Source organism: Streptomyces mayonensis (assembly GCF_018982965.1).
GTDB classification, from domain to species: domain Bacteria; phylum Actinomycetota; class Actinomycetes; order Streptomycetales; family Streptomycetaceae; genus Streptomyces; species Streptomyces mayonensis.
Map to the genome: position 1 here is coordinate 1 of NZ_JACBYP010000006.1, position 20,125 is coordinate 20,125.

A 20,125-nucleotide genomic window follows, 5' to 3' on the forward strand; every position below is an offset into this window, starting at 1 on the left:
GGAGGGCTGTGTGTGGTGGGGGAGGAGGGGAGACGTGGGGTGAAGGGACACGCGGACGGCGGGCGCGCCGGCGGGCCCGGCCGGTTCGCGCGAGGGGTGCGCGGTGTTTCGTACGTGGGGCCAGCGGGCCGTGCGGCGGCCGTGTGGCTCAGGAACCGGCCGAACGCCGGTCGGTCAGCGGCGTCATGCGCGCCGCGTCGAGCAGCCGGGCCAGGGCGTCGGCCCCGGTCAGCGGCCCGCCGACGCCGACGGCCGCGGTGTCGAGGAGCCGCTCGGCCCGGGCGGCCCCGTCGCCGTGCAGACCCAGCACGAAGCCGGGCGCGTCCCCGGGGTCCCCGTCCACGTCGACGAGGCGTACGACGAGGTCGTCGCGGTGGAAGACGGTGGCGGCCGACACCGGACTGTCCGGCGTCCGCGCGGCCGAGGCGTCCTGGCGGGCCAGCAGCCGGGCCAGCTCGGGCCCGGCACCGGAGCGGACCGGGTAGAACAGCCCGAGCCGCTGCCCGGAACCGCCGGCGCGGCCGGCCTCTCGGCGGGAGTCGCGCCCGGTGCCCTCGCCCTCGACGGCGGCGGCGACGTGGTGGACGGCCGGCATGGCGGCCCGGGTGAAGAAGCGCCGGGCCGACCGCGGGTCACGAAGGTCCCGCTCCTGCTCCACGTACGGGTCCAGGGCCTCCTCGACGGCCCGCACCCCGGGCTGCCGGGCCACGTGGCGCAGCGCGGTCTGCAGGTCGCCCCGCACCTCCACGGCGCGCACGACCCGGTTGCCGTGCAGGAAGAGCGAGGTGCGCAGCAGCCGCGTGGCCCCGTCCACGTGGGCCTCGGGCGACACGTACTCCGACAGCAGCCGGGCCACCTCGGGCTCGCTTCCGGGCCGCACGGTGAAGGTCAGGGCGTGCCGTACGACGTTGCCGCCGACACGGGGCGCGGAGCGCGGCTCACCGGGCGCGGGCTGCGCGCCGTCGGTCTCGCGCAGCACGCTGTAGCGCAGCGAGCGGGTGTCGCGGACGCAGTCCTGCAACGGCTCGACGGTGTCCAGGTGCTCGTCGCTGTTGACCCAGGCCAGGAAGGGCGCCGCACTCTCCCACTCGCTGGTCAGCAGCCACTGGGTGGGGTTCTCCAGGGACTGGCACAGCTGGTCGCTGACGTGTCCCGGGACGGCGGCGACCCGGTCGCGGATGCGCTCGTACGCGTCCAGGAACTCCTGCTGCATGCCGTCGTGGACGTCCAGCATCAGGACGACCCGCACACGGGATCCGTCGAACGCGGATATCGACACGCCGCCCGCGTCCGCCGCCACGTCGGCCGGCGCCGCACTGGTGCCGGTCGCGTCCGTGGTCAGGGCATCCGCCGTCACGACGGGAGAGACCGTCATCCGGCCCACCTCTTCTCAGGGGAACTTCCTCGTGGACTGGGGCGATCGCCGCGGCGCGCGCCGGGCCGGCGTGGGTGCGACGGTCGCGTAACCACGATCGTGGGCCGTGTGGGCGGGGTCCGCGAACCAGGAGGGTTAAGCGGGTGAAGCCTGCGCCGCGGCGGGCCCGGCCGGACCGTACGGGGCATGCATGAAGCCCCCGGCCCACAGCGTTCGGGGACGTCTGCCACCCACGTCTGTCCCACTGCCGCAATGGAGGACGAACAGCCATGACAGAAAGAGCCGATCGGTCCGGCGGGGCGGCCCCCGGCGTCCACCGCGTCCCGGTCCTGGTCGTCGGCGGGTCCCTGGTGGGCCTGTCGACCTCGGTGTTCCTGGGGCGGCTGGGCGTCCGGCACACCCTGGTGGAGCGCCACGCCGGCACCTCCATCCACCCCCGCGGACGCGGCAACAACGTCCGCACCATGGAGATCTTCCGGGTGGCCGGCACCGAGCCGGACATCCGCCGGGCCGCCGCCACCCTGGCCGACAACCACGGCATCCTGCAGACGCCCACCCTGGCCGGCGACGCGGGGGAGTGGCTGTTCAGGCAGATCGACCCGGGCGGCTCACTGGCCCGCTTCAGCCCCAGCTCGTGGTGCCTGTGCAGCCAGAACGACCTGGAGCCCGAACTCCTCACCCACGCCGTGAACCTCGGCGGCGACCTGCGCTTCGGCACCGAACTGCTGTCCTTCGAGGCCGACACCGACGGCGTCACGGCGATCGTGAAGAGCCGGGAGACCGGCGAGCACACCACCATTCGCGCGGACTACCTGGTCGCCGCCGACGGGCCCCGCAGCCCCGTCCGCGAGCAGCTCGGCATCGGCCAGAGCGGCCCCGGCGACCTCTTCCACAACGTCAGCGTCACCTTCCGCAGCCGCCGCCTCGCCGACGTCGTGGGCGACCGCCGCTTCATCGTCTGCTACCTGACGGACGAGGACGCCGACGGCGCCCTCCTCCCCGTGGACAACCGCGAGAACTGGGTCTTCCACGCCCCCTGGCACCCCGAACAGGGCGAGACCGTCGAGGACTTCACCGACGAGCGCTGCGCCGCCCACATCCGCCGCGCCGTCGGCGACCCGGACCTCGACGTCGAGATCACCGGCAAGGCGCCCTGGCACGCCGCCCAGCGCGTGGCCCGCAGCTACCGCTCGGGCCGCGTCCTGCTGGCGGGCGACTCGGCCCACGAGATGTCCCCGACCGGGGCCTTCGGCTCCAACACCGGTATCCAGGACGCCCACAACCTCGCCTGGAAACTGGCCGCCGTCCTGGAGGGCTGGGCGGGCGAGGCCCTGCTGGACACCTACGACACGGAACGCCGCCCGGTCGCGGAGGCCACCAGCGCCCGCGCGGCCCACCGCTCGGTCGAACACAGCCACCCGGGCTTCGCCCCACCACCGACCATGGGCGGCGGACCGGGCGGACCGGGCGGACCGGGCGGACCGGACGGGCCGGGAGCCCCGGAGGGCGGCCCGGGCAACGGCCCAGCCCTCGGCGGACCGGGCAACGGCTCAGCCCTCGGCGGACCGGGCAACGGCTCAGGCCCAGGCACCCCCGGATCGGCACCCGGCAGCCGCGGACCCGGCAGCCGCGGATCCAGAGGCCCCGGGGCACCCGGGACCCCCGGAGACCCCGGCGCCTCAGGAGGGGCACCCGGCAGCACGAACGCCCCCGGCGGCGGCCCCCAGCGCGGCATCCTCAACGTCGCCCTCGGCTACCGCTACCCCCAGGGCGCCGTGGTCGGCGCGGACCCCGCGACCCCGGTCGTCCCGGAGGGACTCGACCTCACCGGCGCCCCCGGCAGCAGGTCCCCCCACCTCTGGCTCCGCCGGGGCGACGCCCGTGTCTCCGCCCTGGACCTCTACGAGGACTCCCTCGTCCTCCTCAGCGACGCGGGCCGCGCGACCGGATGGCACGAGGCGGCGGCCCGCGTGGCGGCCGGGCTGAGGGTGCCGCTGAAGTCGTACCGCGTCGGCGCGACCCCGGAGGCCGACCTGGTCCCGGACGACGAGGACACCGACTGGGCGAGGTCCCACGGCGTCTCCCGCGACGGCGCGGTCCTCGTCCGCCCCGACGGCTTCGTTGCCTGGCGCTCGCCGGGCCCCGCCCCGGACCCCGAGGCGATGCTGCGCCAGGTGGTGGGCACGGTACTGGCAATGCCCCGCGCCTGACGGCAACGGGCCCGCGCGCCGCACCGGCCGCGGGCCCAAGTGCCGTCCTAGGACGGCTACTTCATCAACTCCGGGGTAGGGGCCGCTGTGTGGCCGGGCCGGAAGGGACGTTACGCTCACCATGATCGGCAGATGCAGTGTGCCGACAGGTGGTGCAACGGCCCGGTGCCCAGGCGCCGACGGCACGTCGAGCGCCGCCATCCCCCCATAACCCCAGATACGGAGTTGCCTACATGGCTGTCGCAACTCAGCCCAAGCGCGCGGCTGTCGTCGCCGCTATCGGCGGAGCCCTGCTGACCGCAAGCCCAGTCGCCGCATCGGCCGCCACCCAGGCGCCCGCACCGGAAGTGGCCGCACAGAGTGCGGTACTGCTGGACGAGAACGGCGAAACCCTGTTCGGCAAGAGCGAGACCTCGGACGCCTTCACGGCCAGCACCGCGAAGATCATGACCGCGACCGTGGTGCTCGACCAGCCCGACCTCGACCTCGACCGCCAGATCACCGTCGACCAGGCCTACCGCGACTACGTCACCGAGAACGGGGCGAGCACCGCGGACCTGCAGACCGGTGACAAGCTGACGGTGGAGCAGCTCCTGTACGCCGTCCTCCTGCCCTCGGGCGCCGACGCCGCCTACGCCCTCGTCGACACGTTCGGAGAGGGCGCGACCAGGGCGGAGCGCGTGCAGTCCTTCGTCGGCGACATGAACGCCGAGGCGAAGGAACTCGGCCTCGACAACTCGACGTTCGAGACCTTCGACGGCATAGGCGACGACACCAGCTCGGCGCGGGACCTGGCGACCCTGGCCCTGCACGCGATGGAGAACCCGACCTTCGCCGACGTCGTCAAGACACCGACGTACGAGGCCGACGCCCCGGCGGCCAACGGCAACACCCGCTACTACACCTGGTACAACACCAACCAGCTCCTCGGTTCCTACGACGGCGCCATCGGCGTCAAGACCGGTACGACGACCAAGGCGGGCCCGTGCCTGGTCTTCGCGGCCGAGCGGGACGGCAAGACCGTCACCGGCGCCGTGATGAACAGCGACGACCGCTACCAGGACGCCGCGAAGCTCCTGGACTACGGCTTCGGCGCCGACGACGCCGCCACCATGAAGCTCCGCAAGCTGCCGGCGGGCGCCGAGCGCGACTGACCGGACAAGCGGCACCAGTGGGCCCCCACCCGAAAGGCGGTGGGGGCCCACACGTCGTCGAGCGGAGGTCACTCCGGCCCTCCCGGGACCCGAGCCGTCCCAGGCCCGAGCCGTCAGTCCCAGGCCCCCGCCGGCAGTACCAGACCCCGACCCGTCAGCGCGGAGCCGACGAACAGGCCTCGGCGAACTCCCGGGCCGTCAGGGACCGGTCACCCCCCTTGCCGAGCCCGAGCACCGCCGACTCGACGCGTGCCGTCACCGCGTCGTCGGCGTCCGCGCGGGCGGCCATGTTCTCCCGGAACTTGGTGACGACGTCGGCGTTGGTGAGCGGCCGGGTGTCGTGGCCGCGGTTGACCTGCTCGCGGTGGGTGAGGACCCGTCCGTCGTCCAACTCCACGGTCAGCACGCCGGAGTAGGCGCCGGGGAAGGCACTCTCGGCATCGTCGGTGACCTCGACCCGGCGGGCCAGTTCCAGGATCTCCGCGTCCTCGCGCGCCTGCGTGCTCAGCTCGGCGAGCCCGAAGCGGTCCCGTACGAGCGCCGCGGCCACCGTGAACGGCAGGCTGAACTTCGCGTCGTACTCGCTGACCGGGGCGCGCTTGGCGCCGAGCGGCTCGGCGATCACCTTGCCCGGCACGGGGTGGATGCCGGCCGTCACCCGGGTGATCCGGGCCGGGTCGGCGCCCTTCCGCCGCAGGAGCAGCGCCGCGTCGACGAACGGGTGCGTGAAGTGGCAGGAGGCGTACGGCTTCACCGCCGTACGCGTCAACTCCCACACGTCGCCGAGTCCTTCGGCGACCGCCTCGGGCCGCGCCGGGCGTTCCGCCGTCTGCAGATGGGTCCGGTAGAGACCGAAGCGGCCCTCGTACACCGCGGGCGGCCCGGACCAGCCCACCCGCGCGAAGGACGCCGCCGTCAGCCCGGACATCGCCGCCCACCCCGGGTGCAGCCGCTTCGTCCACGACCCGTCCTCCAGGAACTCCAGGAGCCCCGCCGCCATGGAGCCGACGATGCCCTGCGCGGCCGCGATGCCGTCCGCGTCGAGACCGGCGAGCCTGGCGGCCACGGTCGCCGCGCCGAACGCGCCCGCCACCGCGGTGGGGTGGTAGCCGCTGTCGTGGAAGTGACCGGCGCCGCCGAGACCGACCCTCGCGGCGACCTCCACCCCGAGCACGTACGCGGCGAGCAGTTCGTCGCCGCCCCGGTCGGCCCGCACGGCGGCGGCCAGCGCGGCGGGCAGGGCGCTCGCTGTGACGTGGGTGACGGCGGCGATGTGGGTGTCGTCGAAGTCGAGGCCGTGCACGAGGACGCCGTTGAGTACGGCGGCGTCCCTCGCCTCCAGCCGCTCCGGGCGGCCCAGCACGGGGGAGTCCCCGGCGCCCGCCGAGCCCGTCGGCGAGTCCGGACCGAGGGCGACCGCGGCCGCCTCGGCGAAGTCCCGGTCGGCCGAGACGAACGCCAGCCCCACGGCGTCGAGGACGAGATGCCGGGCCCGCTCCGCCACCTCCTCCGGGATGTCCTCCAGGGTGAGCCCTGCGGCGAAGCGGCCCACACGCTGCGCCAGCCCGATCTGCTGCTCCCGGGCCGTCACGCGACCACCGCCTTCCCCGCCAGCAGCGACTTGGCGACCACCGTGCGCAGCACGTCGTTGGTGCCCTCGCCGATCGCCATCAACGGGGCGTCCCGGTAGAGGCGTTCGATCTCGAACTCCGTGGAGTAGCCGTAACCGCCGTGGATGCGCATCGAGTCGGTCGCACAGCGGATCGCCGTCTCGGACGCGAAGATCTTCGCCATGCCCGACTCGGTGTCCATCCGCCGCCCCGCGTCCATCTGCGACGCCGCCCAGTACGTCAGCAGCCGCGCCGCCTGCAACTGGGTGGCGATCTCCGCGAGCCGCAGCTGCACCGCCTGGAAGTCGCCGATCGGCTGCTGGAACGCCTCCCGCTCCCGGGCGTACGACAGCGCCTCGTCGTAGGCCCGCTGTGCCACCCCGACCGAGCGCGACGCGATGTTGATGCGTCCGGTCTCCAGCGAGGACAGCGCCTGCTGCAGGCCGCGCCCCTCCACGCCGCCCAGCAGCGCGGAGACCGGCACCCGTACGTCGGTCAGCACGACCTCGCAGGACTCCGTGCCCTTGTAGCCGAGCTTGCCGATGTCCTTGGTCACCTCGAAGCCGGGCGACCCGGTGTCCACGAGCAGCACCGACATGCCCTTGTGCGCGGGTGACGCAGTGGGGTCGGTCTTGACCAGCACGGGCAGCGGATTGGCGTACCGCGCGTTGGTGATCCACATCTTGGCGCCGTTGACGACGTAGTGGTCGCCGTCGCGCCGGGCGGTGGTGCGGATGCCCTGGAGGTCGGTGCCCGCGCCGGGTTCGGTGAGCGCGATGCCGGTACGGAGTTCACCGGCGGCCAGCTTCGGCAGCAGCGCCCGCTTCTGCTCCTCGGTGCCGTGCCGGTTGATCATCCAGCAGGACACCGAGTGACTGCCGAGGATGCCGGCCACGCCCATCCAGCCCCGCGAGATCTCCTCGAAGGTCAGCGCGAACGACACGGTGTCGGCGCCGAGCCCGCCGTACTCCTCGGGGATCACGAGGCCGAAGAGGCCCAGGTCCTTCATCGTCCTGACGATCTCGGTCGGGTAGCGACCCGCGTGCTCGTACTCCCGGGCGACGGGGACGATCTCCCGTTCGACGAAGTCGCGCAGGGTCTGGCGGTACATCTGCTGTTCGGGGCTGAGCTGGAAGTCCACGGCGCTCTCCGGGGGTGTGCGAGTGGGGGAGGGGGTGGTGCGGGTGCCGTCAGCGCGGGGCCGGTCCTGCGGGCCGGTCCTGCGGGGCGGTCACGCGGACCCGGCGTCTCCGGGCCCGTCGCCGAACGCGCCGCGCCCGCGGGCGTCCGCGATGCGCGCGTCGTCGTAGCCGAGGGAGCGCAGTACGGACTCGGTGTGCTCGCCGTAGAGCGGGGCCCTGCGGTGCTCGTCGGGGGACGGCGGGGTACCGACCCGTACCGGCGAGGCGACCGACGCCATCCGCCCGTAGCGCGGGTGGTCGGTGTGCACGATCATGCCGCGGGCCAGGGTGTGCGGGTCGGTGAGCGCCTCGTGCACGTCGTTGATCGGGGCGCACGGCACGGACGCGGCCTGCATCGGCTCCAGCCACTCGGCCACCGTCCGCGTCAGCAGCACCTCCTCCAGGAGCGGGATCAGCTCGTCCTTGTGCACCCCGCGGTCGGTGAAGGTGGCGAAGCGCGGGTCGGCGGCCAGCTCGGGGCGTCCGACGACCTCGGTGAGCCGCTGCCAGAACTTCTCCTTGGCGCAGCCGATCACCAGCCAGCCGTCCTTCGCCTCGAACGCCTGGAACGGCACCAGCGAGGGGTGCGCGGAGTGCGCGGTGCGCTGCGGCTCCCACCCCTCGTTCATCTGCCAGGTGCCGACGTAGGTGAGCATGCCGATCGCGGTGTCGTACAGGCTCACGTCGCAGTCCATGCCGACGCCGTCGCGGCGTGCGGCGTGCACGCCGGCCGTCAGTGCCAGGGCCGCGACCATGCCGCCGCTGTAGTCGACCAGCGACAGGCCGGACTTCTGGGGCGGCCCGCCGGGCTCGCCGGTGACCGACATCCAGCCCGCCAGCGCCTGGAGCACGTAGTCGTAGCCGGGCTGCCCGCTGCGCGGCCCGTCCATGCCGAAGCCGGTGAGCGAGCAGCACACGATCGCGGGGTTGATCCCGGCCAGGTCCTCGTAGCGGATGCCCAGTTTGGCGGGGACGTCGCCGCGCAGGTTGGAGTACACGGCGTCGGCGGAACGCACCAGGTCCTCGAAGACCTCGCGCCCCGCGGGGCTGCGGATGTCGAGCACGACGGAGGACTTGTTCCGGTTGAAGGACTCGAAGAACAGCGAGTCGCGGCCCTCGTTGAAGGGCGGCACGTAGCGGCCGACGTCGCCGTCCGAGCGCGGGTCCTCGATCTTGATGATCTCGGCGCCCAGCGCCGCCAGGTGCAGCGAGCCGAACGGACCGGCGCCGTACTGCTCCAGCGAGACGATCCGGACGTCCTCCAGCGGCTTCACTCCCCGCTCCCGCCGCCGGCCGCGACCGTCCCACCGGCTGCCTCCGCCGGTACGGGCAGCGGCTTCCTGGCCACGGGGAAGCGCGACTCGGCACCGGCCGCCCCGCGCTTGTGCACGAAGAACGAGCGCTTGAAGCTCAGTACCTCCTCGCCGTCCTGGTTCAGCATCCGCGAGTGCACGGTGACGATGCCCGCCGAGGGCCGGGAGCCGGACTCGCGCAGGGCGAGCACCACCGACTCCGTCCAGAGCGTGTCCCCGGCGAAGACGGGGTGGGTGAACTTCACGTCGTCCAGGCCGAGGTTGGCGAAGGCGTTCTGGGTGACGTCGATGACGCTCTGGCCGACCGCGATGGCCAGCGTGAGCGTGGAGACGACCAACGGCTTGCCGAACTCCGAACCGGCGCCCACCTGTTCGTTGAAGTGCGCCTGGTTGGTGTTCATGGTCAGCAGCGTGAACCAGGTGTTGTCGGCCTCGTTCACGGTACGTCCCAGGGGGTGCTGGTAGACGTCCCCGACGGTGAAGTCCTCGTAGTACCGGCCCTGCCATCCGGGCTTGATGCTCATGTCCCAGCTCCTTGTCGACCTCCGCCGCGAACGCGCGGCTCCTCCGCCGCGAACGGGCGGCCCCTCCGCCGCGAACGCGCGGCCCCTCCGCCGCGAACGGGCGGCGCCTCCGGCTCGGGGCGGAGGCGGTATGCCGGGGACGCTAAATGTCAAACATTTAGCCCGTCAAGAGGTCCAACGTGGGTCTCCCGCACATCCCTGCCCGGTCCACCGGGCCGTGCGGGTGCGGGAGCCCGGTAGCGTGCAGGGCATGCAGCCAAGTGGACGCCCCCAGCTCGGTTACGAACGGGTCGCCGAGATCCTGCGCGACATGATCCTCAGTGGTGAGCTGCTGCCCGGCGAGCGGTTGCCGTCCGAGGGCGAGCTGACCACCCGGATGGAGATCAGCCGCGGCACCCTCCGGGAGGCGCTGCGGGTGCTCTCCTCCCAGAAACTGCTGACCACGACCCGCGGCGTGAACGGCGGCACGTTCGTCGCCGAGCCCTCTCCCGAGGACGTCTCCGAGTACCTGAGCGCCTCGCTCGGCCTGCTCAGCCGCGGCAGGGTCTCGGTCTCGCAGCTCCTGGAGGTGCGCGCCATGCTGGAGGTCCCGGCCGCCGGCCTCGCCGCGCGCCGCCGCAGCGAGGCCGACCTGGAGCGCCTCGCCGCCTCGATCGTGCAGGTGGGCGGCGAGGACACCCCCGAGGGTGCCCGGTGGAGCGCGAACAGCAACTTCCACGTACTCCTGCTGCGGGCCGCCGGCAACCCGCTCCTCGACATGATCACCAAGCCGGTCTTCACGGTGCTGCGCGAGCGCTTCCTGCGGGAACGCGCCGACGCGTCCTTCTGGCGCACCGTCGCCGACGAGCACGCCGAGATCCTCGAACACGTACGCGCGGGCCGCGCCGACGCCGCCGGCCGCGCGATGCGCCTGCACCTCGCGGCGCTGCGGGACACCTACACGCGCATCGACGTCACGCAGGTCGACGCGGGCCGCCCCGAGAGCGAGTGACGCGGGCCGTCCCGAGGGCGAGTAGCACCCTCGGGACGGCCCTCCGTCCAACTGCATGCTGCACGGGTATTGCTCATGGAAATGTTTGACCTTTAGTGTTCCGGCAGTCGTGACCCGCGGCACACGTCCGCGGGATGCAAGCCGTACGCCGCCGACGCCTGTGCCCTTCCCGGCCCCGCCGTCGGCCCTGCGACGCGCCGCGCGGAGGTGAGCCGTCCGGCTCCAGCCGCCACGAGCCCGCCAACGACCGTGCGAGGCAGACACCATGACAACGACAACCAACGGCGAGCCCCGGTCAGGAGCCGCGCACACCGCGTCGGCGACCGCCCGGCTGGACCGCATCCCCGTGGCCACCAGGTCGCACCGCAGGTGGGCCGTGCTGCTCGGCTTCCTCTTCAGCTTCGACCTGATCGACCTGAACACCTTCGCCTACGTCGCCCCCCGGCTCCGCGAGCAGTGGGGCCTCTCGCTCGACACGGTCGGCGTCGTCACCTCCGTCGGCTTCGCCGGCATGTTCCTCGGCGCCATCCTGGGCGGCCGCCTCTCCGACCGCTTCGGCCGCCGCCGCGTCCTGCTCGGCGCGGTCGTCTTCTACTCAGCCTTCTCCCTCCTCTCCGCCCTCTCCTTCAACGCCTGGCAGATGGGCGTCACCCGCTTCCTCACCGGCGTCGGCCTCCAGGCGATGACCGGGGTGCTCCTGGTGTGGGTCAGCGAGATGTACCCGCGAGCGCTGCGCGGCCGCTACCAGTCCTGGATCCTGGTCCTCGGCTTCGTCGGCGTACCCGTCGCCGCCTGGGTGTCCCGGCTGGTCATCCCGCTCAGCACGGAGAGCTGGCGCTGGGTGTTCGTCGTCGGCGCACTGGGCCTGTTCGGCGTGATCGTCGCCGCCCGGACCCTGCCGGAATCCGTCCGCTGGCACGTCGCCCACGGGCGCGAGGAGGAGGCACTCGCCCTCGTCGAACGCCTGGAGAAGGAGGCCGTGGCCCGCACCGGCACGGACCTGCCCCCGCCCCTGGAGACCGCCCCCGTCCCGCGGGCCCGCCTCGCCGACCTCCTCACGGGCCGCAACCGCCGCAGGCTGATCGCCACGTCCCTCGTCTCGATCTTCCTCATCCTGTGCTTCTACGGGTTCAACTCCTGGCTCCCCACCCTCCTCGTGGAGAACGGCTACACCCAGTCCGAGAGCCTCAACGTCACCTCGTGGCTCGCGGCGGCCGCCGTCCCCGGCGCCCTCCTCGCGATGCCGTTCATCGACCGCTTCGACCGCCGCCTGCTGCTCCTGGTCATCGAGTCCGTGGTGGCCGTCCTCCTGCTGGCCTTCGGCCTGGTCGACGGCGGCGCCGCCCTGGTCCTCACCGGCTTCCTCGCCACGATGCTGCTCCAGTGCGGCGTCGCCGTGCAGTACACGTACATCCCCGAGGTCTTCCCCACCCCGCTGCGCGGCCTCGGCGCCGGCATCGCCACGGGCTTCGGCCGCCTCGCGGGCGTGGTCGGCGGAGTCACCGTCAGCTGGATCTACACCGCGTTCGGCTTCACGTCCGTCTTCGTCTACCTGGCGGTGACGGCCCTGCTGATGGGCCTGGTCCTGGTGGTCCTCGGCGAACGCACGACGAACAGGGCCCTGGACGACATCGGCGCGGACGACCCACCGCCCGCGGACCCGTCCCGGACGCCCACACCCAGGAGGAGCACACAGTGACGGACCCAACCTCCCCCGTGACCACGGCGCGCAGCATCCTCTTCGTCCCGGGCTCCCGCCCCGACCGCTACGAGAAGGCCGCCGCTGCCGGCGCCGACCTGGTCGTCGTCGACCTGGAGGACGCGGTCGGCCCCGACGACAAGGCGACGGCCCGCGCGTCCGCCTTCGCCTGGCCGGGTCTGCCCGGCACCGCCGTACGCATCAACGCCCCCGGCACCGACTGGTACGAGGCGGACCTGGCAGCCCTGACCGCCGCCCACGAGTCGAACCGCGCCCCCACCGCCGTACTCCTCCCCAAGGCCGACGCGAACACGAGCGAGGCCACGGCCGCGTCCCTGCCCCCCGGCACCGCCCTCCTCCCCCTGATCGAATCGGCACGCGGAGTACGCGACGCGGACAGCGTCGCCGACTGCGAAGGCGTGGCCCGGCTCGTCTTCGGCAGCGTGGACTACGCCCACGACATCGCGGCCACCCCGCACCCACCCGCCGAGGACGAGCTGCTCTACGCCCGCAGCGCGCTCGTCAACGCCTCCCGAGCCGCCGGACTCGCCGCCCCCGTCGACGGCGTCACCCTCGCCCTGGACGACGAGGAACTCACCGAGCGCGAGGCCCGCCGCAGCCGCGACCTGGGCTTCGGCGGCAAACTCGCCCTGCACCCGCGCCAGCTCCCCGGCATCCACCGCGCCTTCCTGCCCACCGAGGCGGAGCTGGCCTGGGCCCACCGGGCGGTCGAGGCGGCCCGCCGCTCGGCCGGCGGCGCGGTCCGCCTGGACGGCGAGATCATGGACCTTCCCCGCCTCCAGCAGGCACAACGCATCCTCAAGCAGGCCGAGTAGGCCGCCGGCCGTACGCCGTGTGGCAGGTTCAACGTCCTGAGGCCGACCGGCCTACGTCAGGACGCGCGCCAGCTCCACAAGAGACCCGGCCGTGTGCGTCGGGGGCAGCACGACCTCCGGATAACCCGCCCTCCCCCGACGCAGCCACGCCCCACCGAGCCCGGCACGCCGCGCCCCGTCGACGTCCCAAGGATGAACCGCGACCAGCACGGCCTCCTCAGGCCGCACACCCATCTGCTCCACCGCGTACTGGTAGGCACCCCGGGCCGGCTTCCACATCCGCGGCCCCCGCACGTCCAGGTGCGCCTCGAAGAAGTCCAGAAGCCCGGCGCGCCCGAGCAGCCCCTCGGTAGTCTCGGAGGCCCCGTTGGTCATGGTCACCAGCCGGAACCCCTTCTCGTGCAGCGCGCGGACACCGTCGGGAACATCGGCATGCACCCCCAACTCCTGCACCCCCTCCACCACGTGCCGCGCCGCCGCATCGACATCACCGGACCACTCCGGCACCTCGGCGAGCACCACCTTGACGCCCTCGGACGCCACCGCGGAGAACTCGGCGAAAGCCCCGGCGGCGGTCAGGGCGAACCCGTCGCGAAGCACCCCGGCAAACCAGAGCCGGGCCAGCCGAGCCGGAGCCCCCACTTCCTCGAACCGCTTCCCCAGCGGCTCCATGTCACTCAACGTCTCATTGACGTCAAACACAAGAACGGGCGCGCTCCGGCCGGCAGACACGGCATCCTCCGCGGTCTCAGGCGATCTACAGCAGGTGGTCGGCCTTTCCGGCCTTGATGTCGGTGATCAGGGTGCGCAGGGCTTCGAGCGAGTCGGTGAGGTAGCGCTCCTCCTGACCGCGGACGGCTATGTAACCGTTGCCGTCGGCGTCGGTGCCCAGACGGAAGCAGTTGTTGCCTTCTGCGCAGAAGGGGGTTTCCCACGTGATGGCAGGCATGAGGGCTCCTCAGAGTTCGCGGGCGACGGAGTGGATGAGCGTCCGGGATTCTCCGGTGCTCAGAGAGTGGGCATCCATCCAGTCGAGATGGGCACGGAACTTGGCAAGTTGAGCTTCGGCGTGAAGGAACTCGGGACCGTGCGTGGAATCCAACTGGACCGTATCGAGCTGCGGTACAGGGCCTTCGGCATACAGGATGGCGTGCCCCGCTCCAGGGAAGCCGTCGGAACCGGCGGGGATGATCCGCAGAGTGATGTGGTCACGCTCGGACATGACCTGTAGGTGCTCGAGTTGCTTCCGGGTGACCTCACGCCCGCCGAACTGCATCCGCAGCGCCGCCTCGTGGATGTACCCGATGTAGGGAAGGCATACCGGCTCGTCAAGAACCCGCTGCCGATCCATCCGATGCTTCACGCGCAGCTCGACCTCGAAACGGGACATGGGCGGCAGTCCGGCGTCGAACACCGCGCGAGCGTACTCCTCGGTGTGCAGGAGGCCCGGCAGATGCACGATCTGCCCGGTGATCAGGCGTTTGGCGTGCCACTCCAGTTCGGCAATGTCGAGCAGCCCGGACGGCAAGGTGCCGCGGTACTGCTCCCACCAACCGGTCTCCGTTTCACTGGCCATGGCCGCCAGGGCCTCGACGTAAGCACCACCGGAGCAGTCATAGTTGCTGGCCAGAGTCCGCACTCGCTCAGGGCTCGTGATCCGAGTGCCTGCCTCCATGTTCGAGACTTTGGCGCGGTCCAGGCCCAGCAGGCCCGCCGCGTACTGCGTGCTCGCACCTGCTGCGAGGCGAAGTTTGCGCAGTTCAGAGCCGAGTCGCTGTTGGCGTTCGGTGGGTGCCCTTCGCATCGACACGCTGTCCTCTCTGTCCGGCCCGCCAGTCTGCCCCGCTTCGGAAGCCCGGTCCAACTCCATAGTGGCAATTTGCCACTGAAGTTATGGCGCCATGCCATGCCGGCCGCTAGCGTTGAGTCGCGCACAAGTCACACACCGCAACGCCGGAAGCGCACCGCGCGAGCATGCCCGTCCGCCCTGGGACAGGTGTGCGCGCGACCAGGGCGGCAGGCCACCGGCGACTTCGAACCTCTCACGACACCAACGGAGTTCACCGTGCCTGAGATCCCCCACATCCCCGCCCACTGGCGCTTCCCCGCCCACCCCGCCTCCGTGGGCCGGGCCCGGCACGCCGTCGCCGAGTCACTGCCGCACGTGCTCCGTCCCCACCTGGGCGACGACCTCCGGCTCCTGACATCGGAGCTGGTCACCAACGCGATCCGCCACGGAACCCGCCCGCAGGACGAGAACCTCATCGAACTCGTCCTCTGGCCGGCCGACGGCCACTACTGGGTCGCCGTCTCCGACCCCGGCACCGGCAAACCCGTACCGGCCCACCCGGACGCCGACGGCGAGGGCGGCCGAGGCCTCCTCCTCGTCGACAGCCTCGCCACCGCCTGGACCGTCCGACCCCGCCCGGCCCGCGGAACGTCGGTCATCGCGGGTCTCTCCCTCCCTCAGGGAGGTTGACGCGGCGGAGCGGCGGCGGGAGGGAGAGGCGGGAAGACCGGCCCCTCGACGGGCGGCCGGCGCAAGAACGCTGTCGGCGTGCCGCGAAGCCGTCTGCCCCGCGGCGGCCTCGTCAGAGCGTGCCCTCCTCCAGGGCCCTCTCCAGATCGACGTCGGCGCAGAACAGCCGCACCTTCGCCGACGCCGTCACCTTCTCCACGGCCGCCTCGACCCGCGCCCGGAACTCCGGCTCCCAACGAGAGACGCCCGAGATGACGGCCGGGAAACCACCCGTCCGCCCCGACACCATGAACCCCAGTCCCGTTCCCACGTCGAAACCGTCACCTCCTGCCGCCGCGCCGTGAACCGCCCCCACCGGAGCCGCTCCAGGGCGTCGGCCCCGCGACCGGCGTTCCGATCCGGGGCGAGCACGCCGGAGCGACCTTCAAAAGCTGGCGGCCCCTGCGAAGGCTCCACTGCAGACCACCTGGACTCACTCCAGTCCACCGATGCGGAGGGCACAGGAGTGGCGGGGTGGGCTGTCAGCTGTCCGGCGAATCCTGCTTGTAGGTGTGGTGAAGGTACATCCTCCGCTTGGCGCCCCGGTCGCGTGTACGTGCCTGACGAGCGCGCACTGACTCTTCGCTGGATTCCGTCGCCACGACAACGCTGTGACCGGCGTTGACACGCCGCTTCACCAAGGCATGCAGCTGCTCCCTGGTCGTTCCGACGGTTCCGGCCAGCCCGTGCTTGACCAAGTCGATGAACTGCGTCCCAGTGAGGTGACGTTCGACCTGCTCGTACCCGAGCATCCGCGCGGTGCTGTTCGCTCGTTTCCCGCGTGTGCAGTCGTCCTCGAGCAGGAGTCGGATGTACGAGACAGGCAGATACATGCCTCGGGCCATTCCGTGAGCCGGGCGCGGGTCTGCGCTCTCCGGCCAATAGGCGAGCTTCACAAAGCACGGGTCACTACTCAGACGCCATTCGCTCGGCTGTGCCGGAGGAGCGCTCAGCGCGGCTGTTTCTTCGAGACGGTCGAGCTGGCTTCTCAGACGTGCGTCCACGTAGATCGAGCGGGTGACCGGATCGAGTCGCTTGTACTGAACGAAAACGAAGCTCTTGGTTGGCTCGTGGTAGTAGATCATGTCAGTGCCGAGGCGTGATTCCACGGGCGTGGCGTTGACGTTGACGACCTCGAGCCGCCGTCCTGATGCGTCGCGGAGTACGTGAATGTCGCAGCGGACCGTGTTGCCCTGCTGCCATTCGCTGAACATTCCGAACGCCTCGCCGGCGACACGGACGTCGTGGTCGATGAGGCTGTGCTCCACGGGGTGCGGAATCAACCCGGCGGTGTACGGGGCGTCTTCTGACGGAGGGCGCTGCCAAGCGGCAAGTGCGGAGAGCGGAAAATCCGCGATGCGCAGCAGACTGCCTGTCGCGTCGCGCTGCTCCTGCCACGACTGGTCGGCAGGGCTGTTTCCGAAGACAGGCGGGTTGGCTTGGGCCATCAGCCAGTCAAGAAGAGGGCCGAGCCTGGGCCACCCCGAGCGTAGTGAACTCTCCAACGATTGCCATACAGCATTGCTGCATACACCGACTGTGCCCAGCAGTGAAGCGCGGTCGAACTCTTGTCGGAGAGGCGCCGGTATGTCGTTGAGTATGCCGTCGGGGCCGTCGAGCGGAACAGTTTCCAGGCACTCGCGGAGTGGATCGACGGTAATGCTCTTGTCGACGGCCCCCACGGTGCCGTGACGAGCCACGATGCCTAACCATGAGAGCCAACGCGACCGGTCGCGTCCGGACCGGGAGGGGGCCTCGCCGATCAGGAGCACGATGGGTGGACCGTCGAGGGCTGCGTCGATATTCAGGCTTCTGGGGCGGGACTTGGTCAGGCGCTGTTCAATTCGGAACTTCTCCTGATTGGCGTCGAGTTCGTCCGAGCTCAGAGTCACTAAGAAGGCCACGCCCGGACCCTATCCCGACGGTTACGGCCCGGACGCAGATCCGAATGACTCGGCGGTGGCGTCCTGTGGCGGGAGGCACAGAAGGGGATCGGCAGCACAGGCGAGCGTCGGTCTTCAGACCTTGACGACGGTGAGGCGGGCGCCGCAGAGGGCGGTCAGATCCTCGGGGTCCGAGGTGAGAACCGTAGCCGGGCCAGTGGCGGCGAGGGCGGTGGCGCCGAGTATGGCGTCGATGGCGTACTTGTTCCTACCTCTCATCCTCCTAGTGGAGGCAGTCGCCCCGACAGCCCTCCTTGGCCTCGATCACCCGCGTCGTGAACGCGTTCACGGCACGCGAAGCGGACTCTGTGAGCTGCACCGGCAGAGGGGGGCTGGGGCCACCCCCTGCGGGGGTGCTGGACCGCTGGTGAGCCGAACGGGCCGTTCATAGCGTTGTGTTCATGAGAAATGACACGAACGAAGAGCGAGAAGGCGCCACCCGGCGGACAGCACTGCGTGGGCTGGGACTCGCAGTGGGAGGCCTGACGCTGGCCACCGGGCTCGGAACCTCGCGGGCGGTGGCGGCCCCGGGGCGCGGGAGCGCAACGTACGTACTGGTGCACGGTACCCACAGCGCCGGCGCGTTCTGGATGCCGATTGCGCGGGAACTGGTCCTGCGTGGCCACCGCGTCGTCATGGTGGACCAGCCGGGGCACGGCGCGGAGGCTTTCGTGGCCGAGTCGTACCAGCGGCAGGACCTCACGGCGATGGCGGTCGAGCCCTCCCCGCTGAAGGGCCTCGGGCTGGACGACTACGAGGCACGCGTCACGGGCATCGTGCGGCAGGCGGCACGGAACGGCCCGGTGGTGCTGGTCGGGCACAGCCTGGGTGGCGTGTCGGTCAGCCGCGTCGGCGACGCCGTCCCGCACCTGCTTCACCACATCTGCTATATGGCGGCCTTCTGCCCCAGCCGCGTCCTGCCCACGGCGGACGCCTGCACGGCGGCACCCGAGAACGCGAACGCCGTCAGCCCCGTGGAGCTGACAGTGGGCGACCCGGACCGGCTCGGGGTGCTGCGGCTGAACTTTCGTACGGGTGTCGACGGTGAGTTGGCCCTCCTGAAGGAAATGATCTGCGCGGACTACCCCGACGCCGACTTCCGCCGGATACTGGCCGGCATGCAGACCGACGAGCCCGTCGCCGCCTATGCGGGCCGAGCGGTCGGCCAGGCCGGCAGCTGGGGACGCGTTCCCCGCACGTACCTGCGTTTCGGCAGGGACCGTACGATCGCCACCGCGCTCCAGGACAGAATGATCGCGGAAGCCGACGCATCCACACCCGGCAACAGCTTCCGCGTGCACGACTTCCCCGAGGCGTCACACGTCGGCCCTCTGGATCCCACCCCGGTCGCGGACGTCCTGGACACACTCGCGGGGCAGGGGAGCTAGGTGTGCCGTCCTGCAGACCTCCGGCACGAAAGACGCCAGCGGCCGCGCCACCCTCATCGCCGACGACGGCCACCGCGGCACCGGTCCGGCCATCCCGCACTGCACTGCGAACCCGGCCGGAGCGAACTCCCCGAGCGCAAACTTTCCCTCATTCCCTGGTCGAGAGGAGCTGCCGAGTGGCCGGTTGAACGGACCCGTTTTACGCACCCAGAGGCTTGTGATGGAGCCGATCAGGCGCGAGGACAGCGACGATCTCTTCGAGGCAGTGGTCAGTCAGGACAGCGTCATGCGATGGCTTGCGACCGGCCGGGCGGACAGCAGATCTGCAGCCAAGACCATGTGCGACGACCACGTCGCCCACTGGACCAGACACGGATACGGCGACTTCGCGGTCAGGGACGCCGCAACGCACGCGTTTCTCGGCCGGGTGGGGCTGCGGAATCGGCCCCAGCATGGAGTCGATCTCGGTTTCGCCCTGCACCCACGGGCCCAGGGCCGCGGGATCGCCGGCGAGGCGGGCGGTGCGTGCCTGGACCTCGCGTTTCGCCGCCTCTCGCTCCCCGCCGTTTTCGCGTTCGTCCTGCCCGGCAACAGGTCCTCGATCGCGCTGCTACGCCGCCTGGGCGCCCAGGAAGACGGGACTGTCCAGTCCAGTGGCCTGAATTGTCTGCGCTACCGATTTACCCCAGCCGCCGCGGAGCACGTGGTGGACGACGATCGTGCGGGCCTTCAGCTGATCTATGCGCCGGGCCCCGGTTCTCCGGATGACAGAGCCGCACTCCGCGATGGACTGCCCGACCCCTCCGGGGCCGATGGGCCCGGCCTGATGCGGGCTGACAAGCAGCACACTCTCACCGCTGTCTCCGAGGGCCGGCCGGTGGCTTCCACGGGATGGCTGCTGCGGGACATGACCTTCGACGGATCGCCGCGCCGCGCCGCAGGACTGGGCGGTGTACTGATGCACCCCGACCATCGAAACCAGGGCATCGCCCGGACAGTGATCAGCGTGGCGGTCGAACACGCACGAGCGGCCGGCGCCGAGACGATGATCCTTCAGTGCCACCCGGACCTGACGCCCCTCTACACGCAGCTGGGATGGAGCCGGCTCTCCGTTCCCGTCACCGTCCAACAGCCCGACGGCGAACGGAGGTCCCCACTGACCACCGTGATCTACGACCTGGCCGGCCTGCCGCATCCAACAACCAGCGTGGACCTGCGGGGCCTGCCCTTCTGACGGATCGACGACTGACTTCCTCTTGACCGGCGACAGAGGACACCGTCCTTCGGGCGGTGCCCGCCTACACACACGCGAAGACCCCGGCCTCAGCGTTTCCGCTGGTGACGGGGTCTTTGGGCACCTCATACAGGGTGCCCCCGGCAGGA

General features: G+C 71.3%; 18 protein-coding genes and 1 pseudogene. 8 read left to right on the forward strand and 11 right to left on the reverse strand.

Annotated features, from left to right (window positions below):
- Positions 1-148: 148 nt before the first annotated feature.
- Positions 149-1,375, reverse strand: a complete 1,227-nt coding sequence (locus HZS56_RS03330) for a SchA/CurD-like domain-containing protein (protein ID WP_216719139.1) — start codon at positions 1,373-1,375, stop codon at positions 149-151.
- Between the two features lie 269 nt (positions 1,376-1,644).
- Here HZS56_RS03330 and HZS56_RS03335 point away from each other — a divergent pair, with 269 nt between their 5' ends.
- The gene (locus tag HZS56_RS03335) at positions 1,645-3,585 is read left to right on the forward strand and encodes an FAD-dependent oxidoreductase (protein WP_216719140.1); all 1,941 of its coding nucleotides are present in this window, start codon (positions 1,645-1,647) and stop codon (positions 3,583-3,585) included.
- 233 nt (positions 3,586-3,818) lie between these two features.
- Positions 3,819-4,739, forward strand: coding sequence for a D-alanyl-D-alanine carboxypeptidase family protein (locus HZS56_RS03340; RefSeq protein WP_216719141.1), 921 nt, complete (start codon positions 3,819-3,821; stop codon positions 4,737-4,739).
- Positions 4,740-4,893: 154 nt separating this feature from the next.
- Here HZS56_RS03340 and HZS56_RS03345 read toward each other — a convergent pair whose 3' ends face one another.
- The 4 genes from HZS56_RS03345 to HZS56_RS03360 all read right to left on the reverse strand — a co-directional run bounded on the left by HZS56_RS03345 (position 4,894) and on the right by HZS56_RS03360 (position 9,367).
- Positions 4,894-6,330: an MmgE/PrpD family protein gene (locus HZS56_RS03345; RefSeq protein ID WP_216719142.1), complete on the reverse strand. Its 1,437-nt coding sequence runs from the start codon at positions 6,328-6,330 to the stop codon at positions 4,894-4,896.
- Positions 6,327-7,490, reverse strand: a complete 1,164-nt coding sequence (locus tag HZS56_RS03350; RefSeq protein ID WP_308407978.1) for an acyl-CoA dehydrogenase family protein — start codon at positions 7,488-7,490, stop codon at positions 6,327-6,329. Before HZS56_RS03350 ends, HZS56_RS03345 begins: the two co-directional genes overlap by 4 nt.
- Positions 7,491-7,580: 90 nt before the next feature.
- On the reverse strand, positions 7,581-8,804 hold the full coding sequence (locus HZS56_RS03355; protein ID WP_216719143.1) for a CaiB/BaiF CoA transferase family protein: 1,224 nt from the start codon (positions 8,802-8,804) through the stop codon (positions 7,581-7,583).
- Positions 8,801-9,367 (reverse strand): MaoC family dehydratase, encoded by a 567-nt coding sequence (locus HZS56_RS03360; protein ID WP_216719144.1) that lies wholly within the window; start codon positions 9,365-9,367, stop codon positions 8,801-8,803. Before HZS56_RS03360 ends, HZS56_RS03355 begins: the two co-directional genes overlap by 4 nt.
- Before the next feature lie 250 nt (positions 9,368-9,617).
- On the opposite strand from HZS56_RS03360, the gene HZS56_RS03365 reads away from it, so the two are divergent.
- The 3 genes from HZS56_RS03365 to HZS56_RS03375 all read left to right on the forward strand — a co-directional run bounded on the left by HZS56_RS03365 (position 9,618) and on the right by HZS56_RS03375 (position 12,893).
- Positions 9,618-10,358, forward strand: coding sequence for a FadR/GntR family transcriptional regulator (locus HZS56_RS03365; RefSeq protein ID WP_216719145.1), 741 nt, complete (start codon positions 9,618-9,620; stop codon positions 10,356-10,358).
- Between the two features lie 265 nt (positions 10,359-10,623).
- Positions 10,624-12,057 (forward strand): MFS transporter, encoded by a 1,434-nt coding sequence (locus HZS56_RS03370; RefSeq protein WP_216719146.1) that lies wholly within the window; start codon positions 10,624-10,626, stop codon positions 12,055-12,057.
- A complete protein-coding gene (locus HZS56_RS03375) occupies positions 12,054-12,893 on the forward strand; it encodes an HpcH/HpaI aldolase/citrate lyase family protein (RefSeq protein ID WP_216719147.1) in 840 nt (279 codons plus the stop codon). The genes HZS56_RS03370 and HZS56_RS03375 overlap by 4 nt, the downstream gene beginning before the upstream one ends.
- Before the next feature lie 51 nt (positions 12,894-12,944).
- On the opposite strand, the gene HZS56_RS03380 is transcribed toward HZS56_RS03375, so the two are convergent.
- From HZS56_RS03380 to HZS56_RS03390, 3 genes are read right to left on the reverse strand one after another with little or no spacing between them, the layout of a single operon-like run.
- Positions 12,945-13,625: a haloacid dehalogenase type II gene (locus HZS56_RS03380; protein ID WP_308407979.1), complete on the reverse strand. Its 681-nt coding sequence runs from the start codon at positions 13,623-13,625 to the stop codon at positions 12,945-12,947.
- 25 nt (positions 13,626-13,650) lie between these two features.
- Entirely contained in the window at positions 13,651-13,842 is a 192-nt protein-coding gene (locus tag HZS56_RS03385; protein WP_216719149.1) for a hypothetical protein, read from the reverse strand.
- Between the two features lie 9 nt (positions 13,843-13,851).
- A complete protein-coding gene (locus HZS56_RS03390) occupies positions 13,852-14,697 on the reverse strand; it encodes a helix-turn-helix domain-containing protein (protein ID WP_216719240.1) in 846 nt (281 codons plus the stop codon).
- A 261-nt stretch (positions 14,698-14,958) separates the two neighbouring features.
- Here HZS56_RS03390 and HZS56_RS03395 point away from each other — a divergent pair, with 261 nt between their 5' ends.
- Positions 14,959-15,372: an ATP-binding protein gene (locus HZS56_RS03395; protein WP_216719150.1), complete on the forward strand. Its 414-nt coding sequence runs from the start codon at positions 14,959-14,961 to the stop codon at positions 15,370-15,372.
- Between the two features lie 112 nt (positions 15,373-15,484).
- Here the strand turns inward: HZS56_RS03395 and HZS56_RS03400 are convergent, their stop codons facing one another.
- From HZS56_RS03400 to HZS56_RS03410, 3 genes and pseudogenes are all read right to left on the reverse strand, one after another.
- Complete coding sequence (locus HZS56_RS03400) at positions 15,485-15,682, reverse strand: hypothetical protein (protein ID WP_216719151.1); 198 nt, start codon at positions 15,680-15,682, stop codon at positions 15,485-15,487.
- Between the two features lie 211 nt (positions 15,683-15,893).
- Positions 15,894-17,315 (reverse strand): hypothetical protein, encoded by a 1,422-nt coding sequence (locus HZS56_RS03405; protein WP_216719152.1) that lies wholly within the window; start codon positions 17,313-17,315, stop codon positions 15,894-15,896.
- 114 nt (positions 17,316-17,429) lie between these two features.
- Positions 17,430-17,561, reverse strand: a pseudogene (locus HZS56_RS03410) (DNA-binding protein); the annotation flags it as partial.
- A 188-nt stretch (positions 17,562-17,749) separates the two neighbouring features.
- Between HZS56_RS03410 and HZS56_RS03415 the strand changes: the two are divergent.
- Positions 17,750-18,742, forward strand: a complete 993-nt coding sequence (locus HZS56_RS03415) for an alpha/beta fold hydrolase (RefSeq protein ID WP_308407980.1) — start codon at positions 17,750-17,752, stop codon at positions 18,740-18,742.
- A 220-nt stretch (positions 18,743-18,962) separates the two neighbouring features.
- Positions 18,963-19,976 (forward strand): GNAT family N-acetyltransferase, encoded by a 1,014-nt coding sequence (locus HZS56_RS03420; RefSeq protein ID WP_253913681.1) that lies wholly within the window; start codon positions 18,963-18,965, stop codon positions 19,974-19,976.
- The last annotated feature ends 149 nt before the right edge of the window (positions 19,977-20,125 follow it).